Annotated in this window: 14 protein-coding genes; 3 read left to right on the top strand and 11 right to left on the bottom strand. The window is 65.1% G+C overall.

Annotated elements, in window-relative coordinates:
• Positions 1–462: 462 nt before the first annotated feature.
• Entirely contained in the window at positions 463–1,449 is a 987-nt protein-coding gene (locus tag GXP39_12735; GenBank protein ID NOZ28901.1) for a hypothetical protein, read from the top strand.
• 15 nt (positions 1,450–1,464) lie between these two features.
• Complete coding sequence (locus GXP39_12730; protein ID NOZ28900.1) at positions 1,465–2,343, top strand: alpha/beta hydrolase; 879 nt, start codon at positions 1,465–1,467, stop codon at positions 2,341–2,343.
• A 176-nt stretch (positions 2,344–2,519) separates the two neighbouring features.
• Here the strand turns inward: GXP39_12730 and GXP39_12725 are convergent, their stop codons facing one another.
• From GXP39_12725 to ilvD, 5 genes are all read right to left on the bottom strand, one after another.
• The gene (locus GXP39_12725) at positions 2,520–3,968 is read right to left on the bottom strand and encodes an aldehyde dehydrogenase family protein (GenBank protein ID NOZ28899.1); all 1,449 of its coding nucleotides are present in this window, start codon (positions 3,966–3,968) and stop codon (positions 2,520–2,522) included.
• Positions 3,969–4,084: 116 nt separating this feature from the next.
• Positions 4,085–4,669 (bottom strand): hypothetical protein, encoded by a 585-nt coding sequence (locus tag GXP39_12720; GenBank protein NOZ28898.1) that lies wholly within the window; start codon positions 4,667–4,669, stop codon positions 4,085–4,087.
• Positions 4,670–5,038: 369 nt separating this feature from the next.
• Positions 5,039–6,997: a CHAT domain-containing protein gene (locus tag GXP39_12715; protein ID NOZ28897.1), complete on the bottom strand. Its 1,959-nt coding sequence runs from the start codon at positions 6,995–6,997 to the stop codon at positions 5,039–5,041.
• A gap of 302 nt (positions 6,998–7,299) precedes the next feature.
• Complete coding sequence (locus GXP39_12710; GenBank protein ID NOZ28896.1) at positions 7,300–8,727, bottom strand: hypothetical protein; 1,428 nt, start codon at positions 8,725–8,727, stop codon at positions 7,300–7,302.
• 413 nt (positions 8,728–9,140) lie between these two features.
• Entirely contained in the window at positions 9,141–10,811 is a 1,671-nt protein-coding gene (gene ilvD, locus GXP39_12705) for a dihydroxy-acid dehydratase (protein NOZ28895.1), read from the bottom strand.
• Between the two features lie 274 nt (positions 10,812–11,085).
• Here ilvD and GXP39_12700 point away from each other — a divergent pair, with 274 nt between their 5' ends.
• Positions 11,086–11,277 (top strand): hypothetical protein, encoded by a 192-nt coding sequence (locus GXP39_12700; GenBank protein ID NOZ28894.1) that lies wholly within the window; start codon positions 11,086–11,088, stop codon positions 11,275–11,277.
• A 74-nt stretch (positions 11,278–11,351) separates the two neighbouring features.
• On the opposite strand, the gene GXP39_12695 is transcribed toward GXP39_12700, so the two are convergent.
• The 6 genes from GXP39_12695 to GXP39_12670 form a co-directional block, all read right to left on the bottom strand.
• On the bottom strand, positions 11,352–12,971 hold the full coding sequence (locus GXP39_12695) for a citramalate synthase (protein NOZ28893.1): 1,620 nt from the start codon (positions 12,969–12,971) through the stop codon (positions 11,352–11,354).
• 175 nt (positions 12,972–13,146) lie between these two features.
• A complete protein-coding gene (locus tag GXP39_12690) occupies positions 13,147–13,926 on the bottom strand; it encodes a TIGR01458 family HAD-type hydrolase (protein NOZ28892.1) in 780 nt (259 codons plus the stop codon).
• Positions 13,923–15,011: a 3-isopropylmalate dehydrogenase gene (gene leuB / locus GXP39_12685; GenBank protein ID NOZ28891.1), complete on the bottom strand. Its 1,089-nt coding sequence runs from the start codon at positions 15,009–15,011 to the stop codon at positions 13,923–13,925. Before leuB ends, GXP39_12690 begins: the two co-directional genes overlap by 4 nt.
• A 30-nt stretch (positions 15,012–15,041) precedes the next feature.
• Positions 15,042–15,632 (bottom strand): 3-isopropylmalate dehydratase small subunit, encoded by a 591-nt coding sequence (gene leuD, locus GXP39_12680; GenBank protein ID NOZ28890.1) that lies wholly within the window; start codon positions 15,630–15,632, stop codon positions 15,042–15,044.
• A gap of 115 nt (positions 15,633–15,747) precedes the next feature.
• A complete protein-coding gene (leuC, locus tag GXP39_12675; protein ID NOZ28889.1) occupies positions 15,748–17,136 on the bottom strand; it encodes a 3-isopropylmalate dehydratase large subunit in 1,389 nt (462 codons plus the stop codon).
• A gap of 99 nt (positions 17,137–17,235) precedes the next feature.
• Entirely contained in the window at positions 17,236–22,002 is a 4,767-nt protein-coding gene (locus GXP39_12670; protein NOZ28888.1) for a glutamate synthase, read from the bottom strand.
• Between the last annotated feature and the right edge of the window lie 311 nt (positions 22,003–22,313).

Here is a 22,313-nt window from a genome sequence, read left to right as displayed (position 1 = left end):
GGGGGGAGGCCCGGAGGGGCTCCGCCCTTCCGGAAAAAGCCCTTCTTTTGCCTTCGACCTGCCCGGCCTCGGCCTGAGTCCTTCAGGAAGGGCCGAGAAAGGCAGGTGCAGGCCGGAAAGGTAGGATTTCCGTGGAGGGAAGGTCCCCTCCACACCTCCCCCTGTGGAGCTGGTCGTTGAGGGAGACCCCTCAGACATCTTGCCGGTAAATTTTCAGACACGCTCTAAGGTCGATAGCTCGCCTCCAGCGGGCTGCTCGGCGTCACGATGCGAGTCATCAACGCACGCGCATGTGGTATAATCTGAACACAGCCCCAGAGGCTAAATGGGATAAAGAGACGTTTCCGCGCCAGGGCTGGTATCAGGAAACTTATCAGGACATACAGACGCCGGCTTCAGCGACGATCCCAACGAGATCTATCCGCTGAAGCCGTGTTGCTACTCTGGAGACCCCCTAAAGACGTGAAACCCCGAGAACGTGTATTTGCAGCGCTTCAGCACCGACAGCCGGATCGCGTGCCCAGATTCGAGATCTGGATCGATGTCCCGCCGGAAACGCTAGGGCAAGACGACCCGGCGAGCGCTTATGTCAACCTGGGGCAGGACTGTGTGATGATGCCCACCTGCAATCCCCCACAGAGCAACGCATGGCGAGATGGCGTCGACGAGTGGGGCCGGGTCTGGCGGGATGGCACGTTCGTGGACGGAGTGGTGGACACCATCGCCGATCTCGAGAGATACAGCCCGCCCCTGAGCTACGTGGAACAACTCTTCGATGAGGAATCGATCCGGGAGGTCCGAGAGCGCTACCCGGACCACTGTCTCATCTTCGGTACCCACATCGGCCCCTTCACGGCGGGATTCATGGCTATGGGATTCGAGCGCTTCTTCCTCCGCCTCGTCGAGGATCCGGCGTTCGTACACCGGCTGCTGGAGGCACGCACCGAGTGGTGCATCACCGTGTATCAGAAGGCGATCCGCTTGGGGGCAGAGGTGCTCATCCTCGGAGATGATGCAGGCCACAGCGAGGGCCCGATGATCTCCCCTCGCATGTGGCGTGCGTTCATCCTGCCCTACCACCGGCGGATCGTTGAGGCCCTGGACGCGCCGGTAATATGGCACAGCGACGGCAACGTGGAGCCCCTGCTGCCGATGGCCATAGAGGCGGGATTCGTCGGCTTCCACGGGCTGGACCCGGTGGCCGGCATGGACCTGGCCAGGATCAAACGGGAGTTCGGCCAGGACCTCGTTCTGATCGGGAACGTGGATGTGCGCGTGCTGTGCGACTCCGACCTGGAGGCGGTCCGCAAGGAGGTCGATCGCTGCATCGAGCAGGGAGCGCCCGGTGGGGGCTACATGATCGCCAGTTGCAACAGCATCTTCGACGGCATGAACCCCGCCGCCGTCATGGAGATGTTCCGCTACGAGGGCGAAGTAGGGTATTACTGAATCGAGGTGGAGCGAATGAAACGTAAGCTTTCCTTCCGTCCACGCCCCTCCTTCGAGCAACTCTACGCCCGGGTGGACGAGGCCACCCGATGTTCCTTACAGACATTCCGGCGAGATCACCCACCCCGGACGCTGGAGGTGGATGGGCAGATCTGGGAATACGTGGTCCTGGGAGAGGGAGAGAGAACGATCCTATACCTGCACGGCATGGCGGGGGCTTATGACATCTGGTGGCAGCAGATGCTGGCCCTGGCCCCACGCTGGCGCCAGGTGGCCGTGACGTACCCACCCGTGGACCATCTGCACGGCCTGGAGCGGGGGCTTCTGGCCATCCTGGAGCAGGAGGGGATCGCCAGAGTCAACGTCGTGGGTAGCTCGCTGGGCGGCTACCTGGCTCAATACCTGGTCGCCCATCACCCTCAAATCATCGAACGGGCCGTCTTCGCCAACACCTTCCCCCCCAGCGAGCAAATCGCCCAGAGCACAAGAGGGATCGGCAGGTTTCTGCCCTACCTGCCCGAGTGGGTGATCATGCGGATGCTGCGGCGGAACATCGCACAGAACATCTACCCAGCCTCGGGCCATTCCGAGCTGGTGGCCGCTTTCCTGCTGGAGCAAGCCCATGGGAAGATGAGCAAAGCCCAGTTCGTCTCCCGCTACCGTTGCGTGATCCAGCCCTTTACGCCTCCCGCCCCGGAGGCGCTGGAGACCCCGATTCTGATCATCGAGGCTGACAACGACCCGCTGGTGGGAGAGCCCCTTCGCGAGCAACTGAAAGCCACCTACCCTTCCGCGTCGGTGCACACACTACACGGAGCGGGGCACTTCCCGTATCTCAACGAGCCCGAGGCCTACACGCGCATCCTCGAACAATTCCTCTCGGAGCGTGCCTGAAAATTCACCGAGATTTCACGGCGGGCCGGGCTCCCACATTCGGCCTGCGGCAGCGTGGGAGCCGCCGCTGCTCGTGGTTGATTCACGCCTCGGCATTCATCCCCAGCAGGCCGAGCTTCCACGCTCGGCCTGCGACAGCACGGGAGCTGCCGTTGCTCGGAGGAGGCCCCCACCGCCTACGGAGCATAGCTCACGTACACCGTCTTCAGCCGTGTGTAAAAGTCCAGAGCGATCCGCCCCTGCTCCTTGAACGTGCCCGAGCTGGAATGCTTAAACCCGCCGAAGGGCACGTGCAGCTCCAGGCCCGTAGTCGGCTGGTTGATCTTCACCACACCCGCCTCGATCCGCTCGGCGAACTGGAAGGCCCGCTTCATGTCGTTCGTACAGATGGACGCCACCAGGCCGTACTGCACCTGATTGGCTATCGCCATCGCCTCGTCGAAGTCCCTCGCCGTCATGATGCCGATGACAGGGCCAAAGATCTCCTCCTGGGCGATACGCATGTCCGGCCGCACATCGGCGAACAGCGTCGGCTGGACGAAATATCCCTTCTTGCCCTCGATGGCACCACCCCCGGCGATGAGCCGAGCACCCTCCCGTTTCCCGATCTCGATATATTCCAGATCGGTCTTGAGCTGATCCTCGCTGACCGCCGGGCCCATCTCCGTGTCCGGGTCCAGCCCGTCCCCCACCTTCAGGCTCTCCGCTCGCTCCTTCAGCCGCCGGGTGAATTCCTCCGCGATGGGCTCCTCCACGATCACCCGGCTGGTGGCCGTGCAAGCCTGTCCGGTGACCCCGTAGCCGCCGATGACGGCGAGCTGCACGGCCAGGTCCAGGTCCGCGTCCGCCAGCACGATCAGCGGGTTCTTTCCCCCCATCTCCAGCTGGACGCGCACCATGCGCGGGGCCGCACGCTGGTAGATGTCGTACCCTACCTCATAGGAGCCGGTGAACGAGATGGCATCCACCATCTCGTTGGTGACCAGCTCATCACCCACGACGCCGCCGGAGCCGGTGACGAGATTGACCACACCACCCGGAAGCCCCGCCTCCTCCAGCGCCCGCACGATCTCCAGGCCGATGAGCGGGCTGAGCGAGGCGGGCTTGAACACCACCGCGTTCCCGGCGATGAGCGCCGGCGCCATCTTCCAGGCTGGGATGGCGACGGGAAAGTTCCAAGGCGTGATGAGCGCCACCACACCCAGCGGCTCCCGTCGGGTCATGGTGAAGCTGCCGGTCCGATCCGATGGAAACACCTCGCCGGCCAGGCGGCGTCCCTCTCCGGCGAAGAACTTGAAGATATCGGCAGCCCGCTTCACCTCGCCCGTGGCCTCGCGCAGCGTCTTGCCCTCCTCACGGGTGAGGATGCGCGCCAACTCCTCCAGTCGGGACTCGATGATCCTTCCGGCGCGCAGCAGGATCTCCCCGCGCTGAGCCGGCAACGTGGCTGCCCACCCGGGCTGAGCCTCCTTCGCCGCCCGCAACGCGTCAACCACGTCCTCCCGTGTCGAAAGGGGGAACGAGCCCACCACCTCCTCCGGGTTGGCCGGATTACGATCCTCAAAGGTCGCCCCATCTCGTGATGGGCGCCACTCACCACCGATGTAGTTGAGATACACGGCCATCTTCTCCTCCCCACGAATGGATGGACATCCCGTTGGGCCTCTCGCGTTGCCCCTCTCCAGCCGGCATCCTCCGATCCGGCGGGAGATAGCCTAATCGCTACACGAACTAACCGGTGTCACGCATCGCCTTCCCCAATCACCACGCCGCCTCGAACGGCGTCGTCCGGCCCCAGGATCACGCCGCCCCCGCCAGCGCCCGCCGGCTCCGGTGGCTGCGACGATTCCTCCTCCCCCTCCTCGGATTCGCGTAGCTGTTCCAGTGCCTCCCACTCCTCCGGGGTCAACCGGAAATCCACAGCCCGCTCCAACAATAGATCCACCAGCGCCCGCCGCACGAGCTTCTCCAGCTCCGCGGCCGACTCGAAGCGCTGCCACTCCTCCCGCGTCTCCCGCAGAAAGATGTTGGCGGCAGGCGTATGAGGCCCCCGACGCAACAACGACACGATGCGCCGCCCGGATCGCCGAGCCGCCTCCCACTCCACGCCTACGGGTGCCGAGATATCGTGCCCCAGCACCAGCAGGAACAGGTCGCTATGCGCAACCGCCTCCAGATCGGCCGGATGAGGCTCCCCCGGAAGCGGCGTGCGCCGGATCTCCCATCCCAGATTCACCGGCAACTCCGCCACCACCCGGCCGATGATCTCACGCTCCACCTCCATGTCCGGCCCTGCGCTCACAAAGAGATGGAATCGCTTCGCCATACATTCGCCTCCCAAGAGCTATCCCGTTGGTGATCCTTGTGCCGTAAGTATGGCACGAGTCCTATCATAAGACAAGAAGAAGCCCCTCCTCATCAGGGCTTTTTCAAAGCCAGTGATGGAAACCAGGGTGGTGGGAACGTCCCCGCGTGTTGCCCGACGCAAGTCATTTCCCTGGTCGCCAACCAACAGAAAACGGCCCTCATCCCCCAGCCCCCCTTCTCCCGGGCCCGGGAGAAGAGGGCTCACCGGTAAATTTCCAGACACGCTTCTCCGAGCCTCTCGTGGAGTACCCACACGCGTAAACGGGCGGGGAGATCGGAAACTTCCCCGCCCGCAGGCGCCCCGAAACGGATGTACCCCCGGAGCTCGTTAGCCCGCCCCCACACGCCCCTCCGGGTCGGCATACAATACATACGCCAGCCAGGTGGAGTTGTACGGCGCCGCCTGGCGGACCTCCTCTCGCGCCCGCCGAAAGGCATCGGCGATCGTCCTCTCCTCCTGGAGGAGCTCTCGATAGAACCGACGGGCGAATTGCAGTGCCAGGGCGTCATTCACCTCCCACATAGCCCCCACGAAGGCGCCCACCCGGGCGTCCTTCACCAGCCGATCGGCCCAGCCGCCTAGGCCGGTGAAGCTGAAGCCCGTGCGCGCCCCGTGGCACGCGTTGATGAAGATCAGCGGCCGCGGCCGCCGCCCGCCGAAGCGCGCCCGGATATCGGAGGGGCGCAGGGGGCCATCCGACAGGCTGATGGCCGAATCATCGGGCAGGGTGGCGTCGAACTGCCCGTGACAGGCGAAGTGCAACACGGAGAACTCGCCGTTCTCCAGCCAGTCCAGCACCCGCAACCGATCGCCGAAGGGAGCTAACGGCACGACGTCAGACCGCAACTGATCGAGCTGGGAGATGAAGGCAACCTCCTCTTGCACGGAGGGCAGGTTCACCCGAGCGGGTGCTACGGGTCGCGCCGCCCCCGTCGGCAGAAGATCGGCCGTCCCCGGCCCGGACAGCCAGCGAGAGATGGCAAACTGCTGGCACCAGAAGGGATCGTCCTCCCGCTCCCCTTCGTCGTCATAACGGTAGGGCTTCATGATCTCCCAGGGAATCCACGGCTCGTCAGACGTGATCAAGATCGACTGTACGTGAGGTTTGAAGCGCCAATACTCCCGTTTCAGCTCATCGGGGATCAACTCATCCCAGAGGCTGTTTCCGATGGCGGCCAGTCGGCGCTCCGCATACGCCCTCGCCTCGGACGTGGGGGGAGTCGCGCCCGCCATCTGGCTCATCTCCTGATACACAGCCTGCATCTTCTCCAGCGGCGAGCCTTGCAACGTCACCTGTCCGAACTTGGCATGATTGTAGTCCACCGATTCCTTGGTGGAATGCAGCTCGAAATAGAGCGTGCGGCCGTCGTGCCGATCCAGCTCCACGCACAGCTCCAGGTCCGGCGGCGGCACCGTGGGCGCCGTTCGTAGCTCGATCATCATGGGCTCTTCGGGCTGGGCCACCTCCGCATCCACCGGCTGCTCCACGACGAGCACGTTTCGACGCACCGTGCCGATTCGCCGGCCATACTGATAGAAGTCCACCCGGATCTGATGCTCCCCCAGGCGACGGGGGATCAACACGAAGCGCGCCTCGGAGTCGTCATCCCGCTCCACCGGCAGGACCTGCGTATTGCTCCCCTCGATATCGAAGCCACGGACGCGCAACACGATCTCTACCTCGGGCAGCTGGCCCGGCTCGCCCGTATCCTCTACGATGATGGCCTCCGCCTCCGGCTCGGGCGCCTCCAACAGGAGCTGCACGAACAGGCTGAACCGCTGATCGAGGATGACCTGGTCTGGGCAATCGAGGTTGGGGTAGCGAACCAACTGCTCCGGTGCCTCGACGGCCGTCTCCTCCGCCATCTCCTCATCCTCCCGCGTCATCGAATCGCGAGGGACAAAGCCCTCCTCCGGCGGCGGGACGGTTATGGGAGGTGGGCCTACCATCTCGGCGTAATCCTCTCCCAACCTGGGCGGCAGCCGCCACAGCAGCTCAGGATCGCCCTCACCGCCGCGCGCCTCCGCCCCCTTGGTCTCATCGATCAGATGGCCGACCAGGGCGCGCACCCCCGGGATGGCATCCAGCGCCCGCACAAAGGCGACCAGCGCAGCGCCTTGCTGATAATCCCACTGAGCATTTGCGTACGCCTCACGCATCTCGGCGTATAGCGCCTCCACCTGTTCCTGCTCCTCAGGTGTCAGCTCGTTCCAGCGCGCACGCAACACGGCGATGATCGCGTCGATCCGCTCCAACACCGCATGAGGCTGAATCCTCTCCGACATCCCCCACCTCCGATCACGCCGAGAGCGTATCTAGAAACCCACCGGCCAGGTGTTTAGGAACATCTCTTAGAGTGTGTCTGAGAAATGCCATTGCTTTTGCCTTTAACCTGCCTGGCCTCGGCCTGGGCCCTTGGGCCCTTCGGAAAGGGCCGAGAAAGGCAGGTGCAGGCAGGAAAAAAGAGGTTTCCGTGGAGGGGAGATCCCCTCCACACCTCCCCCTGTAGAGCTGATAGCTGAGGGAGATCCTCAGACACCGTGCCGGTAAATTTTCAGACACGCCCTTAGCACCATCTAGGCACTCCTCACAATCGGTTCACCCAACGGATCAGGTCAATCCAACGCGTTTCCACGAAGTCCAGCGTCTCATAAAACGGCGAGAGGGCACGCGCCGGGAAGTAGATCGAGATACCATGCGCCCGTTCGGCATATCCGGGTCCCTGAGCCACGTTCGCGATCACCGGCCCCGCCCCCGGCTCCAGATGAGCTCGCAGGGCACGAGCCCGTTCCGCAACCTCCGCGTTTCCCCCCTGGTAGCCCTGGAGGAACAGGTCCAGGAAGTCAGCCAGGTCGATGTACTCCGGATCGTCAAAGGCGAAGGCGGACTGCTTGGCATCCAGCAAAGCCATCCGGGCGGCTCCGTCGTCCTGCTGAGCCGCCTCGACGAATGCCCGCAGCAGCTGGCCGGTCTCCCGCATGGTGGGCAGGCGCACGGCCGACTGGGTCACGCGCGGCGTCGATCGGGTAGGTGGCGGGGGATACGATCGCAGATACTCCTCCACGATCATGCGGCTCAGATCCTCCGGCGACATGTCGGGGGCGGCGGTCAGCCGGCCCATGATCTGCGTGTACGGCCAGCCGGCCATAGGCTCGACCTCCTGTGAGGCGACCATGTAATCCGCCAGGTCCCGCAACTGATATTGCACCTCCGCCATGGCCATCAGGCAGGCATCCATGCCGATCACGTTCAGCCGCTGTCCAGTGGTCTCCTCTGCCGCGGCGATGGCCCGCTTCAGCTCCTCGTTGGTGAGGAAGTCCATGGAGGAGTCGTCCGCGGCGATGCCTCGCGTCTCCACATCGGGAAGGGCCATGATCTTCTGGCCGGTCGTACGGAACACCGGCCGGGCGCGGGTTCCCATCAAGGGACGCGTAGCCCGGGATACCGAGCGAACGCTGGCGTAGATGTCGTCGTCCTTCCACCCCATGCCATGATTCCAGATGACCAACAGGTAGTGCTCGGCCGGGCGACGGTTCATCCCCCACACGATGAAATCCGTCAGCGTGCGGGGATCGCCGCAATTCGTCTCGTCGATGGTCTCTACCACATGGTCCATCGTCGTGCCGCCCCGCTGAATCTCCAAACGATACGTGCGATCCCCTTCCGTGATCGTGTCGAATTGGGCCAGGATCGCCACCTCATCGGTGGATCCCACCTTCTGCGCCTCCGCAAGATCCACATGGCCAGCGCTCGTCATCTCGGCCATGAGGGAGATCTTGCCATAAGGGGAGTCGAACACACGGCCGTTATCGCCGGCCATGTAGAGCAACACCGTCCACCTGCGTCGTGCCGGCTCCCCGGTCCCCCCTCCGGGCGCGGGACCAGGGCTGGGAGCCACAGGAGCCTCGGGCTCCGGCTCGGGTTCTGGCTCGGGCTCAGATGCCGCCCCGCCCAGCAGACGACGCAGGAAATCCAACAAAGACGACCACAGGCCCATCATCACCAGAGGCACCATCGGATTTTCTCCCTATAGGATGTGAATGACGGGGAAGAGAGCGAAATGCCCGGATATCGATCGAACAGGCGACAGGTCACAGGGGAGTTCATCCAGCAATGAGGATTATAGCACACCCGTCGGCTCATGGGTAGCGGCCGGTTCCCAAAAGGGCCGAGCAAGGCGGCTTCTTCGGAAGAGCTGCACTCCTCTAAGCTCCCCCCGGCGTTCCCACCGGAGGCGACCGATATCATAGCAGTAGGGAGGCTTTCCATAGCCGCCCCTACCATGCCCCGAGCAAGCACCATCTATCTCGGCAAAAGGACAGTACGGAAACCTGCCCTCCTTTTTCAGAAAGGGAGTCCAGTCCAAACGAGAACAGGGCGGGGATGTCCCGCCCTGCCTCCAGTGTTCGTCCACGCTCCTGCGGCCGCTCATTCCCACTGCAGGATGGCACCGCGACTGGCCGACGTGGCCATGGAGCGATACTTGCTGAGATACGGCGGCAGCGATCCCTTGTCCACCGGCTGCCAGCGGCGCCGGCGCTCGACCAGCTCTTCATCGCTCAGCTCCACGTCCAATCGCCGGTTGGGGATGTCGATGGAGATGATGTCGCCCGGCTCCAGCAGCCCGATGGGACCGCCCGCCGCGGCCTCCGGGCTCACATGCCCGATGACGCAGCCACGGGAGCCGCCGGAGAACCGCCCATCCGTGATGAGTGCCACCGTCTCCGCCAGCCCCATGCCCGCGATCTGCGCCGTCGGCCCCAGCATCTCCTGCATGCCCGGGCCGCCCTTGGGTCCCTCATAGCGGATCACGACCACGTCGCCCGCCTTCACCCGGCCCTCCAGGATGCCCTTCGACGCCTCCTCCTCGCTGTTGAAGATCACGGCCGGCCCCCGATGGCGCATCATAGATGACGGCACGCCCGCCGTCTTGATCACCGCCCCCTCCGGCGCCAGGTTCCCGAAGAGGATAGCCAGGCCGCCATCCTGGCTGTAGGCGTTCTCCAGCGTGCGGATACACTCCGGATCCTGCGTCTCATGCCCGGCGATGTTCTCCCCCAACGTCTTGCCCGTCACCGTCATGCAGTCCAGGTGCAACGCGCCCGGCTTCTTGGACAGCTCGTAGAGGATGGCCGGAATCCCGCCCGCCCGATCCACATCCTCCACGTGATAATGCGAGGAGGGGCTCACCTTGCACAGGCACGGCACCCGGGCGCTGATCTCGTTCAACCGCTCCAACGGGTAGTCGATCCCGGCCTCGTGGGCGATGGCGATGGTGTGCAGCACCGTGTTGGTGGAGCCTCCCATGGCCATGTCCAGGGCGAAGGCGTTGTCGATCGCCTCCGGCGTCACGATGTCCCTCGGCTTCAGGTCCATCTCCCACAGCCGCATGATCTGGTGTGCCGCCTGGCGGGCCAATTCTCGGCGGCGAGGGTCCTCGGCCAGGATGGTGCCGTTCCCCGGCAGGGCCATCCCCAAAGCCTCGCACAGGCAGTTCATCGAATTGGCGGTGAACATGCCCGAACAGGAGCCACATCCTGGGCACCCATAGTCCTCCAACACCTTCAGCTCGGCCTCCGTGATGGTGCCCGCCTTGTAGGCCCCCACCCCTTCAAAGACGGAGATCAGGTCCACCACCCGGCCATCCGGGGTCACGCCCGCCTTCATCGGGCCGCCGGAGATGAAGATGGTGGGGATGTTCAGCCGCATGGCGGCCATCAGCATCCCCGGCACGATCTTATCGCAGTTGGGGATGCAGATAAGCGCGTCAAAGCTGTGCGCGGCGACCATCGTCTCCACCGAGTCGGCGATGAGCTCCCGGCTGGGAAGCGAGTACTTCATGCCCATATGCCCCATGGCGATGCCATCATCCACGCCGATGGTATGGAACATGAAGGGGACGCCTCCCGCCTCACGCACGGCCTGGCGCACCACCTCGCCGAACTCCTGCAGATGCACGTGCCCGGGGATGATATCGATGTAGGAGTTGGCGATGGCGATGAAGGGCTTGTCCATGTCCTCGTCGGTGACGCCTGTCGCCTTGAGCAGGGAGCGATGGGGGGCCCGCTCGAAGCCTCGCTTGATCACATCCGAGCGCATCGGTCGTCGTCTGGATGCGCCGTTTCCTCGGTCGTCAGCCATGATGCCTCCTATATGATTGCGTGTTGCGTGTTACGTGTTGCGTGTTACGTGTTGCGTACTGCGTGTTGCGTATTGCGTGTTGCGTGGTTAGCGTAATTCTTATCATCAAGCGCGATAATATGTTATGTCGGATGCTTCGCAAGGGAGCGGCTATCACGTCGATCACGCCTCAGCCGCCCGGCCGACCTCCTACGTGGACGTAGCGAGTGGCTGGGGCGAGAGGAGGTGTGAAATGGTCGAGCGAACGTTCGAGGTCGGCATGCACGTCCGGGTGAAGCCCTCCCGTCCCTTCGCAGGGCGAGAGGCTGAGGTGAAGGCGGTGAACGCCACCCGAGTGCGCGTTCGCCTGCTTCCCAACGGGCCGGAGATCGACATGCTCCCCCGTGATATCGAGCCTATCGAGCCCGGACGAAAAGCAGCCTGACCGCACATCCCACTCTGACCGGAACGGGGTGCCCCGCCCGCAGTCGGGGAGGCACCCCGTTCGCCTGTCGCCCGCTATTTCGAGATCGCCGTCAACTCGGCCGACGACGGTGCCTCGGCCGCACGAGAGGCATCCTCCTCGCCGTTCAACAGGGCATACTCCACCGAGTCGGCCAGCGCCTGCCAGGACGCCTCGATAATATTCGAGGAGGCGCCCACCGTCCCCCAGCTCCGTCGGCCGTCGGTGGAATCGATCAACACCCGCACCTGGGCGGCCGTCGCCGACTGCGAGTCCAGGATGCGCACCTTGTAATCCGTCAGCTGCACCCGCTCCAACTGGGGGTAGAACGGGAGCAACGCCTTGCGCAAGGCTTTGTCCAGCGCGTTGACGGGCCCATTCCCCTCCGCCGCCGTGTGGAAGATCTGTCCTCCCACCCGGACCTTGACCGTCGCCTCCGAGATGAGCCCCCGCCCCTGGCGATGCTCCACCGTGGCCGTATAGTCGATCAGCTCAAAGGGACGCCGATAGTCGGCCCTGGCCCGCCGCAACAACAACTCCACGCTGGCCTCCGCGCTCTCAAAGGCGAACCCCCGGCTCTCCAGCTCCTTGATATGCGCCAGCACGCGCCGCTCCGTCGCCCGATCCAGCCCATCCAGCCCGAACTCGCTCCGCTTCACGGCGATGTTGTCCTTCCCCGACAGCTCGCTGACCAGCACGCGCTTGCGATTGCCCACCAGTGCGGGGTCGATGTGCTGATACGTCCGCTCGTTCTTGACCATCGCGTTCACATGAGCGCCACCCTTATGCGCGAAGGCGCTCTGGCCCACGAACGGCTGATGCGGATCAGGGCTGAGGTTGGCCAGCTCGGACACGAAGAGGCTCAGCTCCCGTAATCGGGCCAACTGCTCGTCCGACACGCACCGATACCCCATCTTCAACTGCAGGTCCGGGATGACGGAGATCAGATTGGCGTTGCCGCACCGCTCACCGTACCCGTTGACGGTGCCCTGCACCTGCGTGCACCCCGCCCGCACGGCGACCAGGGTGTTGGCCACGGCCACATCGCTATCGTTGTGAGCGTGAATGCCCAACGGCGTATCGACCGCCCCTTGAGCCGCCCGTATCCCCTCCTCGATCTCCCACGGCAGGCAGCCGCCGTTGGTATCGCACAGCACGATCCACTCCGCCCCGCCCGCCTCGGCCGCCTTCAGCGTCGCCAAAGCGTACTCGGGATTGTTCTTCCAGCCATCGAAATAGTGCTCGGCATCGTAGATGACCTCACGCCCGTGCGACTTCAGGTAGCGCACGGTCTCCTCGATCATCCGCAGGTTCTCCTCCAATGTCGTGCGCAGCACGTCCCGCACGTGCAGATCCCAGGTCTTGCCGAAGATGGTGATCACGGGCGTCTGCGCGTCCAGCAACAGCCGGACCTGCGGATCCTCCTCCACGGTCTTGTCCGCACGCCGGGTCGAACCGAACGCCGCCACCCGGGCGTGCTGCAGGTTCAGCGAGCGCACACGCTGGAAGAACTCCACGTCCTTGGGATTGGAGCCAGGCCATCCCCCCTCGATATAATCCACGCCAAACGCATCCAGGCGCTGGGCGATGCGCAACTTGTCCGCCAGGGAGAAGTTGACCCCCTCCCCCTGCGCGCCATCTCGTAGCGTCGTATCGTATACACAGATCCTTGTCATCGGGTACCCTCCTGTCGATCACGATGTGGAATGATCCATCGAGTGATGAAGTCGATCAAGCGACCATTCCCCCGATGACGCGGGCGCCGATGGCGCCCGGGAACAACACCTCCTTCTTCAAACTCACAACGGACATACCGTCCTCCATTCCCTTCGTCTCGATCCTGGCCAGGCTTTACGAGCCCACCAGATCGGCCACCGAGTCCAGGATCAGGTCCGGCCACACGCCTCGGGCCAGGTCGGCCTGACGAAACTTCCCCGTGCGCACCAGAACGCCACGCAACCCGACGCGCTGGGCGCCCCTCACGTCCACCTCCACGTCATCCCCGACCATGACCACCTGCTCGGCGGGCAAGTCCAGGTCACGCAATGCCGCCTCGAAAAGCGCCGGCTCCGGCTTACCGATGATCATGGCAGCCTTCCTCGTCGCGTACTCCAACGCCGCCACGAACGGCCCCGCGTCCAGCCGCAGCCCATCCGGCGCCCGCCAGTAGCGGCTCCGCCCCAGGCCGATCAGCTGTGCTCCCTCCTCCAGCACCAGCCGAAAGGCGTGGTTCAGCAAATGAAACGTCCAAGCCTCCCCCAGATCGCCCACGACCACGTAATCCGGGCGGGTCTCATCCACGGGAACCCCCTCAAAATCGGCCAGGGCGCCCTCGGGGACCAGCAGGTAAGCGCTGGCCTCACGGGAGCGCAGAAACTCGCCCGCCGCCCATGGGGGGCCGTACACCTCGCCCTCCTCCACCGGGAAGCCCATGCGGGTCAGCTTCTCGGCCAGGGCCGCCCGGCTGCGAGAGGTCGTATTGGTCAGGAAGCGCAGAGGAACCCCCGACTCCTTCAACGCCCGCACCGTCTCCACCGCACCCGGGATGGGTTCATCCCCATTGTACAGGGTGCCATCCAGATCGAAGACCACGGCCCGGGCATCGGCCAACTCAGATCGCAACCGCTTCATTGGATCCGCTCTCGCACCGCCGCACCCATCTCGACCGTGCCCACGGTCCGCTCGTCCGGCCGGGCGATATCCGCCGTCCGATAGCCGTCCGCCAACACTGCAGCCACCGCATCCTCCACCGCACCGGCCTCCCGCTCCAGCCCCAGCGAGTGACGCAGCATCATGGCCGCGGAGAGGATGGCCGCCAGCGGATTCGCCACGCCCTGCCCGGCGATGTCCGGCGCCGACCCGTGAATGGGCTCGTACAGCCCACGGGGGAGCCCGGCCGCGTTGGTCGCCTCGCCCAGGGAGGCCGACGGCAGCATCCCCATGGACCCGGCGAGCATGGACGCTTCATCCGTGAGGATGTCGCCGAACATGTTGCCGGTGACGAGCACGTCGAACTCGGCCGGCCGACGGATCAGGTACATGGCCGCCGCGTCCACCAGGATGTGCTCCAGGGCGATATCGGGGAACTCCGCGGCCACGATCTCGCTGGCCACCCGGCGCCAGAGCCGAGAGGACGCCAACACATTGGCCTTGTCCACGGAGGTCAGGCGCTTGCGCCGTCCCTGGGCAGCCCGAGCCGCCAGGCGCACCACCCGCTCGATCTCGGGACGGGTGTAGAGCATGGTATCGTACGCCCGATCGCCACCCTCCCCGGCCTCCTCACGCGGCCCGAAGTAGATCCCACCGGTCAGCTCCCGCACCACCAGGATGTCCACCCCCTCCAGGACCTCGGGGCGCAGGGTGGACGCGTGCAGCAGCTCCGGGAACAGCCGAACCGGGCGCAGGTTGGCGAACAGCCCCAACGCCTTGCGAATGCCCAGCAGCCCCTGCTCGGGCCGCACCTTGGCGGTGGGATCATCCCATTTGGGGCCGCCCACGGCACCCAACAGCACGGCATCGGCCGCCTGGCAGGCGGCGACGGTTTCATCGGGCAGAGCCGTGCCCGTGGCGTCGATGGCACAGCCGCCCAGCAACGCCTCCTTGAACTCAAACGTATGCCCAAAGATCCGCCCCACATGCTCCAACACCTTGACGGCCTCCGCCGTCACTTCAGGACCGATCCCGTCCCCGGGCAATACCGTGATGCGTGCGTTCATTGATGTCCCCCATGTGCGATGTGCGTGAGATCAGAGGCCATGCGCTCGCTCGTAGGCGGCGATGTCCTCCTCCTTGGATAGAAGATACCCGAGATCGTCCAGCCCCTGCAGCAGGCACCGCTTGCGATATCCATCGATCTCGAAGGGGAAGCGCTGCCCATCGGGCAGCCGAACCTCTTGCCGCTCCAGGTCCACCGTGATCTGGGTGCTCGGATCTTCCTCCACCAGATCCATCAACAGCTCGACCTGATCCCGCTCCAGCACGACGGGAAGCAGGCCGTTCTTCAGGCTGTTGTTGTAGAAGATGTCGGCGAAATCGGGCGATATGACGACCCGGAAGCCCGCGTCCAGAATGGCCCATGGGGCGTGCTCCCGCGAGCTTCCACAGCCGAAGTTGGGCCCGGCGATCAGGATCGTCGCCCCCTGATACCGGGGCTGGTTCAACGGGAAATCATCCCGCAGGCTCCCATCCGGATTACGCCGCCAATCGGCGAACAAACCCTCGCCCAGCCCCTCACGGGTCACCGTGGTCAGATAGCGGGCGGGGATGATCTGATCCGTATCCACGTTCTCCGCACGCAGCGGAACGGCAGTCCCAACATGTACAACGAATGGTTCCATGGTTTATTCCTCACTCATTACGCACCACGCAATACATGTTACGTGTTACGTGTTGCGTGTTACGTGTTGCGTGTTACGTGTTACGTATTGCGTGGTGCGTGGCGCGTGTCGCATGTCAGAGCATCTCCCGCACGTCCACGATCCGGCCATGCACGGCTGCGGCGGCCGCCATCAGAGGGCTCATCAGGAACGTGCGCGCTCCCTTGCCCTGGCGCCCTTCGAAATTCCGGTTGCTGGTGCTGGCGCAGTACTTCCCGGCCGGAACTTTGTCCTCGTTCATGGCCAGGCACATGCTACATCCGGCCTTGCGCCACTGGAAGCCCGCCTCCGTGAAGATGCGGTCCAGCCCCTCCGCCTCGGCCTGCGCCTTCACCCGCTTGGAGCCCGGCACCACCAGCGCCGTGACGTTGGGCGCCACCCGCCGCCCTTTGACCACGGACGCCGCCATGCGCAAATCCTCTAGCCGGGAATTGGTGCAGGAGCCGATGAACACGTAATCGATGGGCTGCCCCACAATGGGCTGCCCCGGCTTGAGGCCCATATAGTCCAGCGCCTTCTCCAACATCCGCCGCTCGTCCCCGCTGGCCATGTCCTCCGGCCGGGGGATGCGCTCCTCGACGGTGATGCCCATGCCCGGGTTCGTCCCATAGGTGACCATCGGCGCCAGGTCGTCCACGTGAATCGTCGTCTCCTTGTCGAAGACGGCGCCCTCGTCGGTGACCAGCTCCCGCCACCGGGCCACGGCACGATCCCAATCGGCTCCCTGGGGGGCGAACGGCCTCCCCTTCAGATAGGCGAAGGTCGTCTCGTCCGGGGCGATCATGCCCGCCCTCGCCCCGCCCTCGATGGACATGTTGCAGATGGTCATCCGCTGCTCCATGCTCAGGCTGCGAATGGCAGAGCCGCGGTACTCGAAGACATGCCCCACGCCGCCGCCCACGCCGATCTGCCGGATGATCGCCAGGATGATGTCCTTGGCCGTCACGCCAGGGCCCAGCGTCCCCTCCACGTTGATGGCGTAGGTCTTGGGCTTGCGCTGCAGCAGGCACTGGGTGGCCAGCACGTGGCTCACCTCGCTGGTACCGATGCCGAACGCCAGCGCGCCGAACGCCCCGTGGGTGGACGTGTGGCTGTCGCCGCACACGATGACCATGCCCGGCTGCGTGATGCCCAGCTCCGGGCCGATCACGTGCACGATCCCCTGATCATCTCCCTCGATATCGTACAGGGGGATGCCGAACTCAGCGCAGTTGCGGCGTAGCGTCTCCACCTGATGGGCCGCGTCGGCCGGCCACAAGGAGATGTCCAGGTCACGCGTGGGAATGGCGTGATCCATCGTGGCGAAGGTGCGGTCCGGGCGTCGCACCTTGAGTCCCCGCTCCCGCAGGACCGTGAACGCCTGCGGCGAGGTCACCTCGTGGATGAGATGAGCGTCGACGTACAGGATCGCCGGGGCCCCCTCGTCCTGGGCCACCACATGCGACTCCCAGATCTTATCAAACATCGTCTTCGGCACAGTGCACCTCTCCGCAATGAGAATTCCTTACTCCGTGGTAGTCCCCCTCATGGGTGTTATCGGGGTGGGGCGATTCATGAATCGCCCCTATTCCGTTGCGATGGACTGATCCACCTGCTCGGCTTTGGGGACGATCTTGACGAAGCTGCGCCGCCAATCCTCCAGCAAGGTCCGCACCCGCTCGGCCGCCTCCAGTCGGTGGTTCCGGACCAGCTCGTCGATGTATCGGCCCAGCAGCTCACGCAGGTTGGCCTCATCCTCGTCCGTGACGTCGCACAACTCCACCCGGGCGCCGGCCGCCAGGCGCCGCCGGATCGCCTCCCGATCCAGCCCCATCGCCTCGTTCAGGCGCAAGTAGAGCACGCCTCCGGTCATGCCGGCGCAGATCCACGGCCCCGGGTCCCCCAACACGACCACCCGGCCATCGGTCATATACTCGCACAGGAACCCCTTCACATTCGCCCGGGTCCCGATGAACCCCAGATGGTCCCGGAGCGGCTCCGTGATCTCGCCCCCGATCACCACATCGGCGCCGGAGAGGCGGATGCACGCCCGGCTGTCCGCGTTCCCCTCTACGATGAACATGCCCCGCTGAGCGCCGTAGGCAAACCCCTTCCCCACCGATCCATCGATCAGCAGGCCGTTGTGGTTCATGCCCCTCAGCACGGCCACCAGGCCGCCAAAGCCGCACTTGGCGACGCCGTCTTGAGCGCCCCCCTCTACCAGGATCCTCACATCCTCTGAGGTAAAGGCCCCCAGGCCGTTCCCGGCCATCGAATGGGAATGGAAGTGGAGGCTGGCCCGCTGGAAGCGATCGATCACCGAGGGCTCGATCTCCCCATTCTCCGCCCCCCAGCCGTTCGACGGGGGCCCTTTCGTCTCGCCGAGGGCATAGCGCCGGGTCGCCACGGAATGGCGAGGAGGCCAATTCCATCGCCGTCGGCGGCGGACGAGTTCGCCCGCCAGATGGGTCCCCAGCGCCCGCTCGGCGGCGGTCACCCGGTCATCCTCGAAGGCGACCACCGTCTCGCCCTCCATCACCGCCTCCATCACCAGGCCGCTGACCAGCGCCGTCAGGTAGTTGCGGGGTCGGCGCAACGCCCGCTCAGCGGGCAGCAGGGAGGCAACCTCCCGCTCGCCCACCGGCGTCAGCAGCTCCGTCAGATCCAGCCGCTCCAGATACCGGGCCTGGTGCAACAACTCCGCATGGCCCACCAGGTCCTGCGCCCGCCGATATCCCAGGCGGGCGACGATCCGTCGCACCTCATCCCCCATGGCCCCGAACAGGCGGACCAATCGCTCCACCGCCCGCTCCGGGTTCTGGGGGACGAATCGCTTCAATCCTTTGGCCATCGCCTCCTGCAGGGACTCCATCTGCGTGGCGATCCCCACATGGCAGGTGTCCATCTGGCACTGGCGACAGATGGTGCAGCCGATGGCCACCATCGCCAGGGTGCCGAACCCCACCCGGTTGGCGCCAAGGCACATCATCTTCACCACGTCGGTGGCGGACTTGATCCCGCCGTCACACCAGATCTCCACCTTATGACGCAGGCCGGCCTCGGACAGCGCCCGATGCGCCTCCATGACGCCGATCTCCACCGGCAGCCCCACGTGGCGCAGCGCATGCTTGCGGGCGGCCCCCGTCCCGCCGTCGAATCCCGACAGGTTGATGATATCGGCCTTGGCCTTGGCGATCCCCACGGCGATGATGCCGATCCCCGGCACCACCGGCACCTTCACCGCCACACGGGCCCGGGGATTCGCCGTCTTCAGCTCCTCGATGAACTGAGCCAGGTCCTCGATGGAGTAGAGGTCATGATTGTTGGAGGGGCTGATGAGATCCACTCCCCGACGGGCATTGCGAGCGGCCGCCACCTTGGCCGAGACCTTGCGCCCGGGCAGGTGCCCGCCCTCGCCGGGCTTTGCCCCCTGCCCGATCTTGATCTCCAACAGGTTGCTGGAGTTCAAAAGCTCGATGTTCACCCCAAAGCGGCCGCTGGCGACTTGCTGCCCACGATTGTGGGGATACTTCCCCAACATGTCCTTGGGCTCGCCTCCCTCGCCGTTGAGGCAGATGATGTTCAGACGATAGGCCGCCTCCGCATAGGCCCGGAAGGCGGTCTCCCCCTGGGAGCCAAAGGACATGGAGGCGATGACAAAGGGCAGATCGTGCCCGGTCAGGCCGCAGTCCACATCCTCCGGGCGGATCTCAGGCGGCTCCTCCGGGTAGCGGAACTCCAACACATGGCGTATGCTGATGGGCTGCTCCCGCTCGACCTGCTGGATGCGCCGCTCCAACTCCTCATAATCGACCGTTCCCTGGGCAACCTGCCCGGCCGTCTTCCAGACCTTGGGATACATGCGATACGTACGGGACAGGCGTGCCCTCTCCGGCCGTCGAAGCAGCTCGGCCCGCTCGGCGCTGTCCCTCGCCAGGTCATCCCAGGTCAGCCCCCGGCCCTCCGACCCGAAGTAGTTCAGCGTGTCCAACGCCTCGGCCACGGGCGTGGACAGCCCGATGGAGGCGAAGATGCGCCCGTATCCCCGCAGCTCGTGGATGCCCATGGTGGACGTGACCTTCTCCAGCCCTTTCCTCAGCGCGTGCAGGAGATTCACCAGGCGCACCCCCCGCTCCTCGTCCACCAGCAACAGCCGGGGATCGGTGGCCGTCTCCAGAAGCAGGTAGGGGTTGACCGCATCCGCCCCCAATCCCAACGCCATGATGAGGTCGTGCAGGTTGCGGATGGCGCCGGAACGCAGCACGAGGCCCGCACGCCGCCGCAGATTGGGCCAGTCCTCCGCCTCACGCAGGGCCCGGTCCACTACGGCCACGCACAGGTGCGGATCCAGCCACAGCCGATCCCCAGACCAGCTCTCGCCATCGTCCAGGATGATCAGCTCGGCGCCCTGCCGTACCGCCTCCACGGCCTCGTCCGCCAGGCGATCCAACGCTTGGGGGATCGGCTCATCGGCGGCGAAAGTGATGGAGATGCGAGCGACGGCCGCCCGCCCAAAGGCCGCCTCCAGGTCCTCGAGCGTGTACGTCCCCTCGTCCCGGGCGATCCGCCGATAGAGCACGGGATCGAACAAAGGCTCTCCGGGATGCCCCCCGAGCACGATGGGGATGTCCAACACCAGGCGGCCGTTGGGCACGGGCTGATCGGGATCCAGCTCGGGGCGAGGCCCCAGCAACACCCGGGTGGAGAAGTGCTCCATCTCCCGCTCCCGATCGATGGACGGGTTGGTGACGACGGCCACCGCCTCCTTGAAGTAGTCGGCCAGGTTGCGCCGCTCCCGATCCAGCGCCGCCAGCGGGCCATCATAGCCCAACGAACCGATGGGCTCGCTGCCGCTCCCGGCCAGCGTCTGCGCCAGCTCCCGGTCCTCCCGATCCCATCCGAACGCGGCCATCCACGCCTCACGATGCCGCGGCAGATCCCCGGGCCCCAACTCACCATCCGCCAGGTCGAAAGACATGTCCGGTCTGGACATCACCACCCGCCGAGGCTCGGGCGACTGCAGGGCGGCCTCCAACCGCTCGAAGCTCCCGTAGCGGCGCCGCGCCAGGCGCGCCATCCGATCCTGGATGGCGATGTAATCCAGCACCTCCACGTCCCGATCGCCCTCCCGCTGAAGGCGCACGACCATCTTCTCACCAGGGGCCAACGGCTTGGGATCGCCGTTCAACATGTCCAACGGCACCACACCCCGCTCGCTGGAGAAGAAGTACTCCTTCTCCGTCTCGCCGAACCACAACGGGCGCAGCCCCAACGCGTCTACGCTGAAGGCACACTCGTCCCCGTAGCGAGCGACGATAGCCGCCGGCCCCTGAGCAAACGGGCCGAAGGCCTGGCGATAGAATCGATACACCGCCTGCACCTCCGGCCGGAGCTGATCGATCTCATGCTCGATGGGCGGGAAACAAAGCTCCATCGCCTCCATCAACGTGAACCCGTAGCGATGGATCAGGGTCTCCACGGTGCGGTCCAGATGCTGGCTGTCGGAGCCGTCCTGGACCAGCTGCACGCCCAGCATCCGGGCCTCCTGTACCAGCCGCCGGACGGTATTGATCTCGCCGTTGTGCCCCAGCACGCCGAAGGGCTGCACGCGCTCGAACACGGAGAGGGTATTGGTGGAATATCGGCTGTGACCGATGGTAACCAGGCTGGTGAAATCGGGGCTGCGCAGCTCGGGGTAATAGTGATACAGCGTATCCACGTCCCCCCGCACCTTGTAGACGACCACGTATGTGCTCAGCGAGGCGACGTGGATCGGGGTCTCCCGCTCGATGGCCAGGCGCAGGTCGAACAGGCGCGCCTCCACCTGATCCAGAGGACCGCCCCCCACCACGCCCGCCACCTGCCAGAACTCCGGCTCCTGCTCCCGGGCCAGCCGCCCCAGGGCCAGCCGCCGGGTGAGCCCTTCCTGCTCCAGCAGGAGCTCGCAGCCGATCTCCCGGATCAAGGCCACCACACGATCTTTGATGGCCCACGCGTCCTGCCGATGGTCAAAGGGGATCAGCAGATGGCCGACGAAGAATCGGCGATCCTCGGCCAGCCACCTCGCCTTCCCCACCCGCTCCAGGTAGTCGGCCCACAGACGGCGAGGGATATCCGTCTGGATGCCGCACCCATCGCCCTCGCCGTTCACATCGCCGGTGCGGTGGCCCATCTTGCCCAACGCTTCCAGCGTGCGCTTCACGTTGCCATGCGTCGCACGCCCCCCTTTGCGGATATTGCAGATGATGGCACACCCATCATGTTCATTCAACCCATTGACGTCACGTATCTCACGCAGCTCACCATAGCCAGGGCCTCGTCTCCTGTCCCGCCGATCCGACAACGATTCCATAAGCTCTCCACATCTCCTCAGCGTTCTCCATGATCGCCCCCGCCCATCTCGCGTCGAGGGAAGGCGAGCGGGGCTCCGCAAGGGAAAAGAAAGCATAGCGAGCCATCTACCCGCTATTTCGTATTCAATTCAGAACAGCATACCACATCTTGTGTTTGTTACCCACCAGGAACATAACTCCACCTGCGGCGGCGTGAAATCCACCGCAGCCGATCTCCGTTCGTCCACAGCGGGAGCCGCTGCGTTCCTCACGAGCCGGTGAAGCTCCTACGTTCCACGTGCGGTTGCGGCGGCGCAGCGAGGCTGCGCCG

Source organism: Chloroflexota bacterium (genome assembly GCA_013152435.1).
Taxonomy (GTDB): Bacteria; Chloroflexota; Anaerolineae; order DUEN01; family DUEN01; genus DUEN01.
The sequence above is the reverse complement of the archived record's forward strand: the minus strand, read 5'-3'. Positions and strand labels throughout refer to the sequence as shown.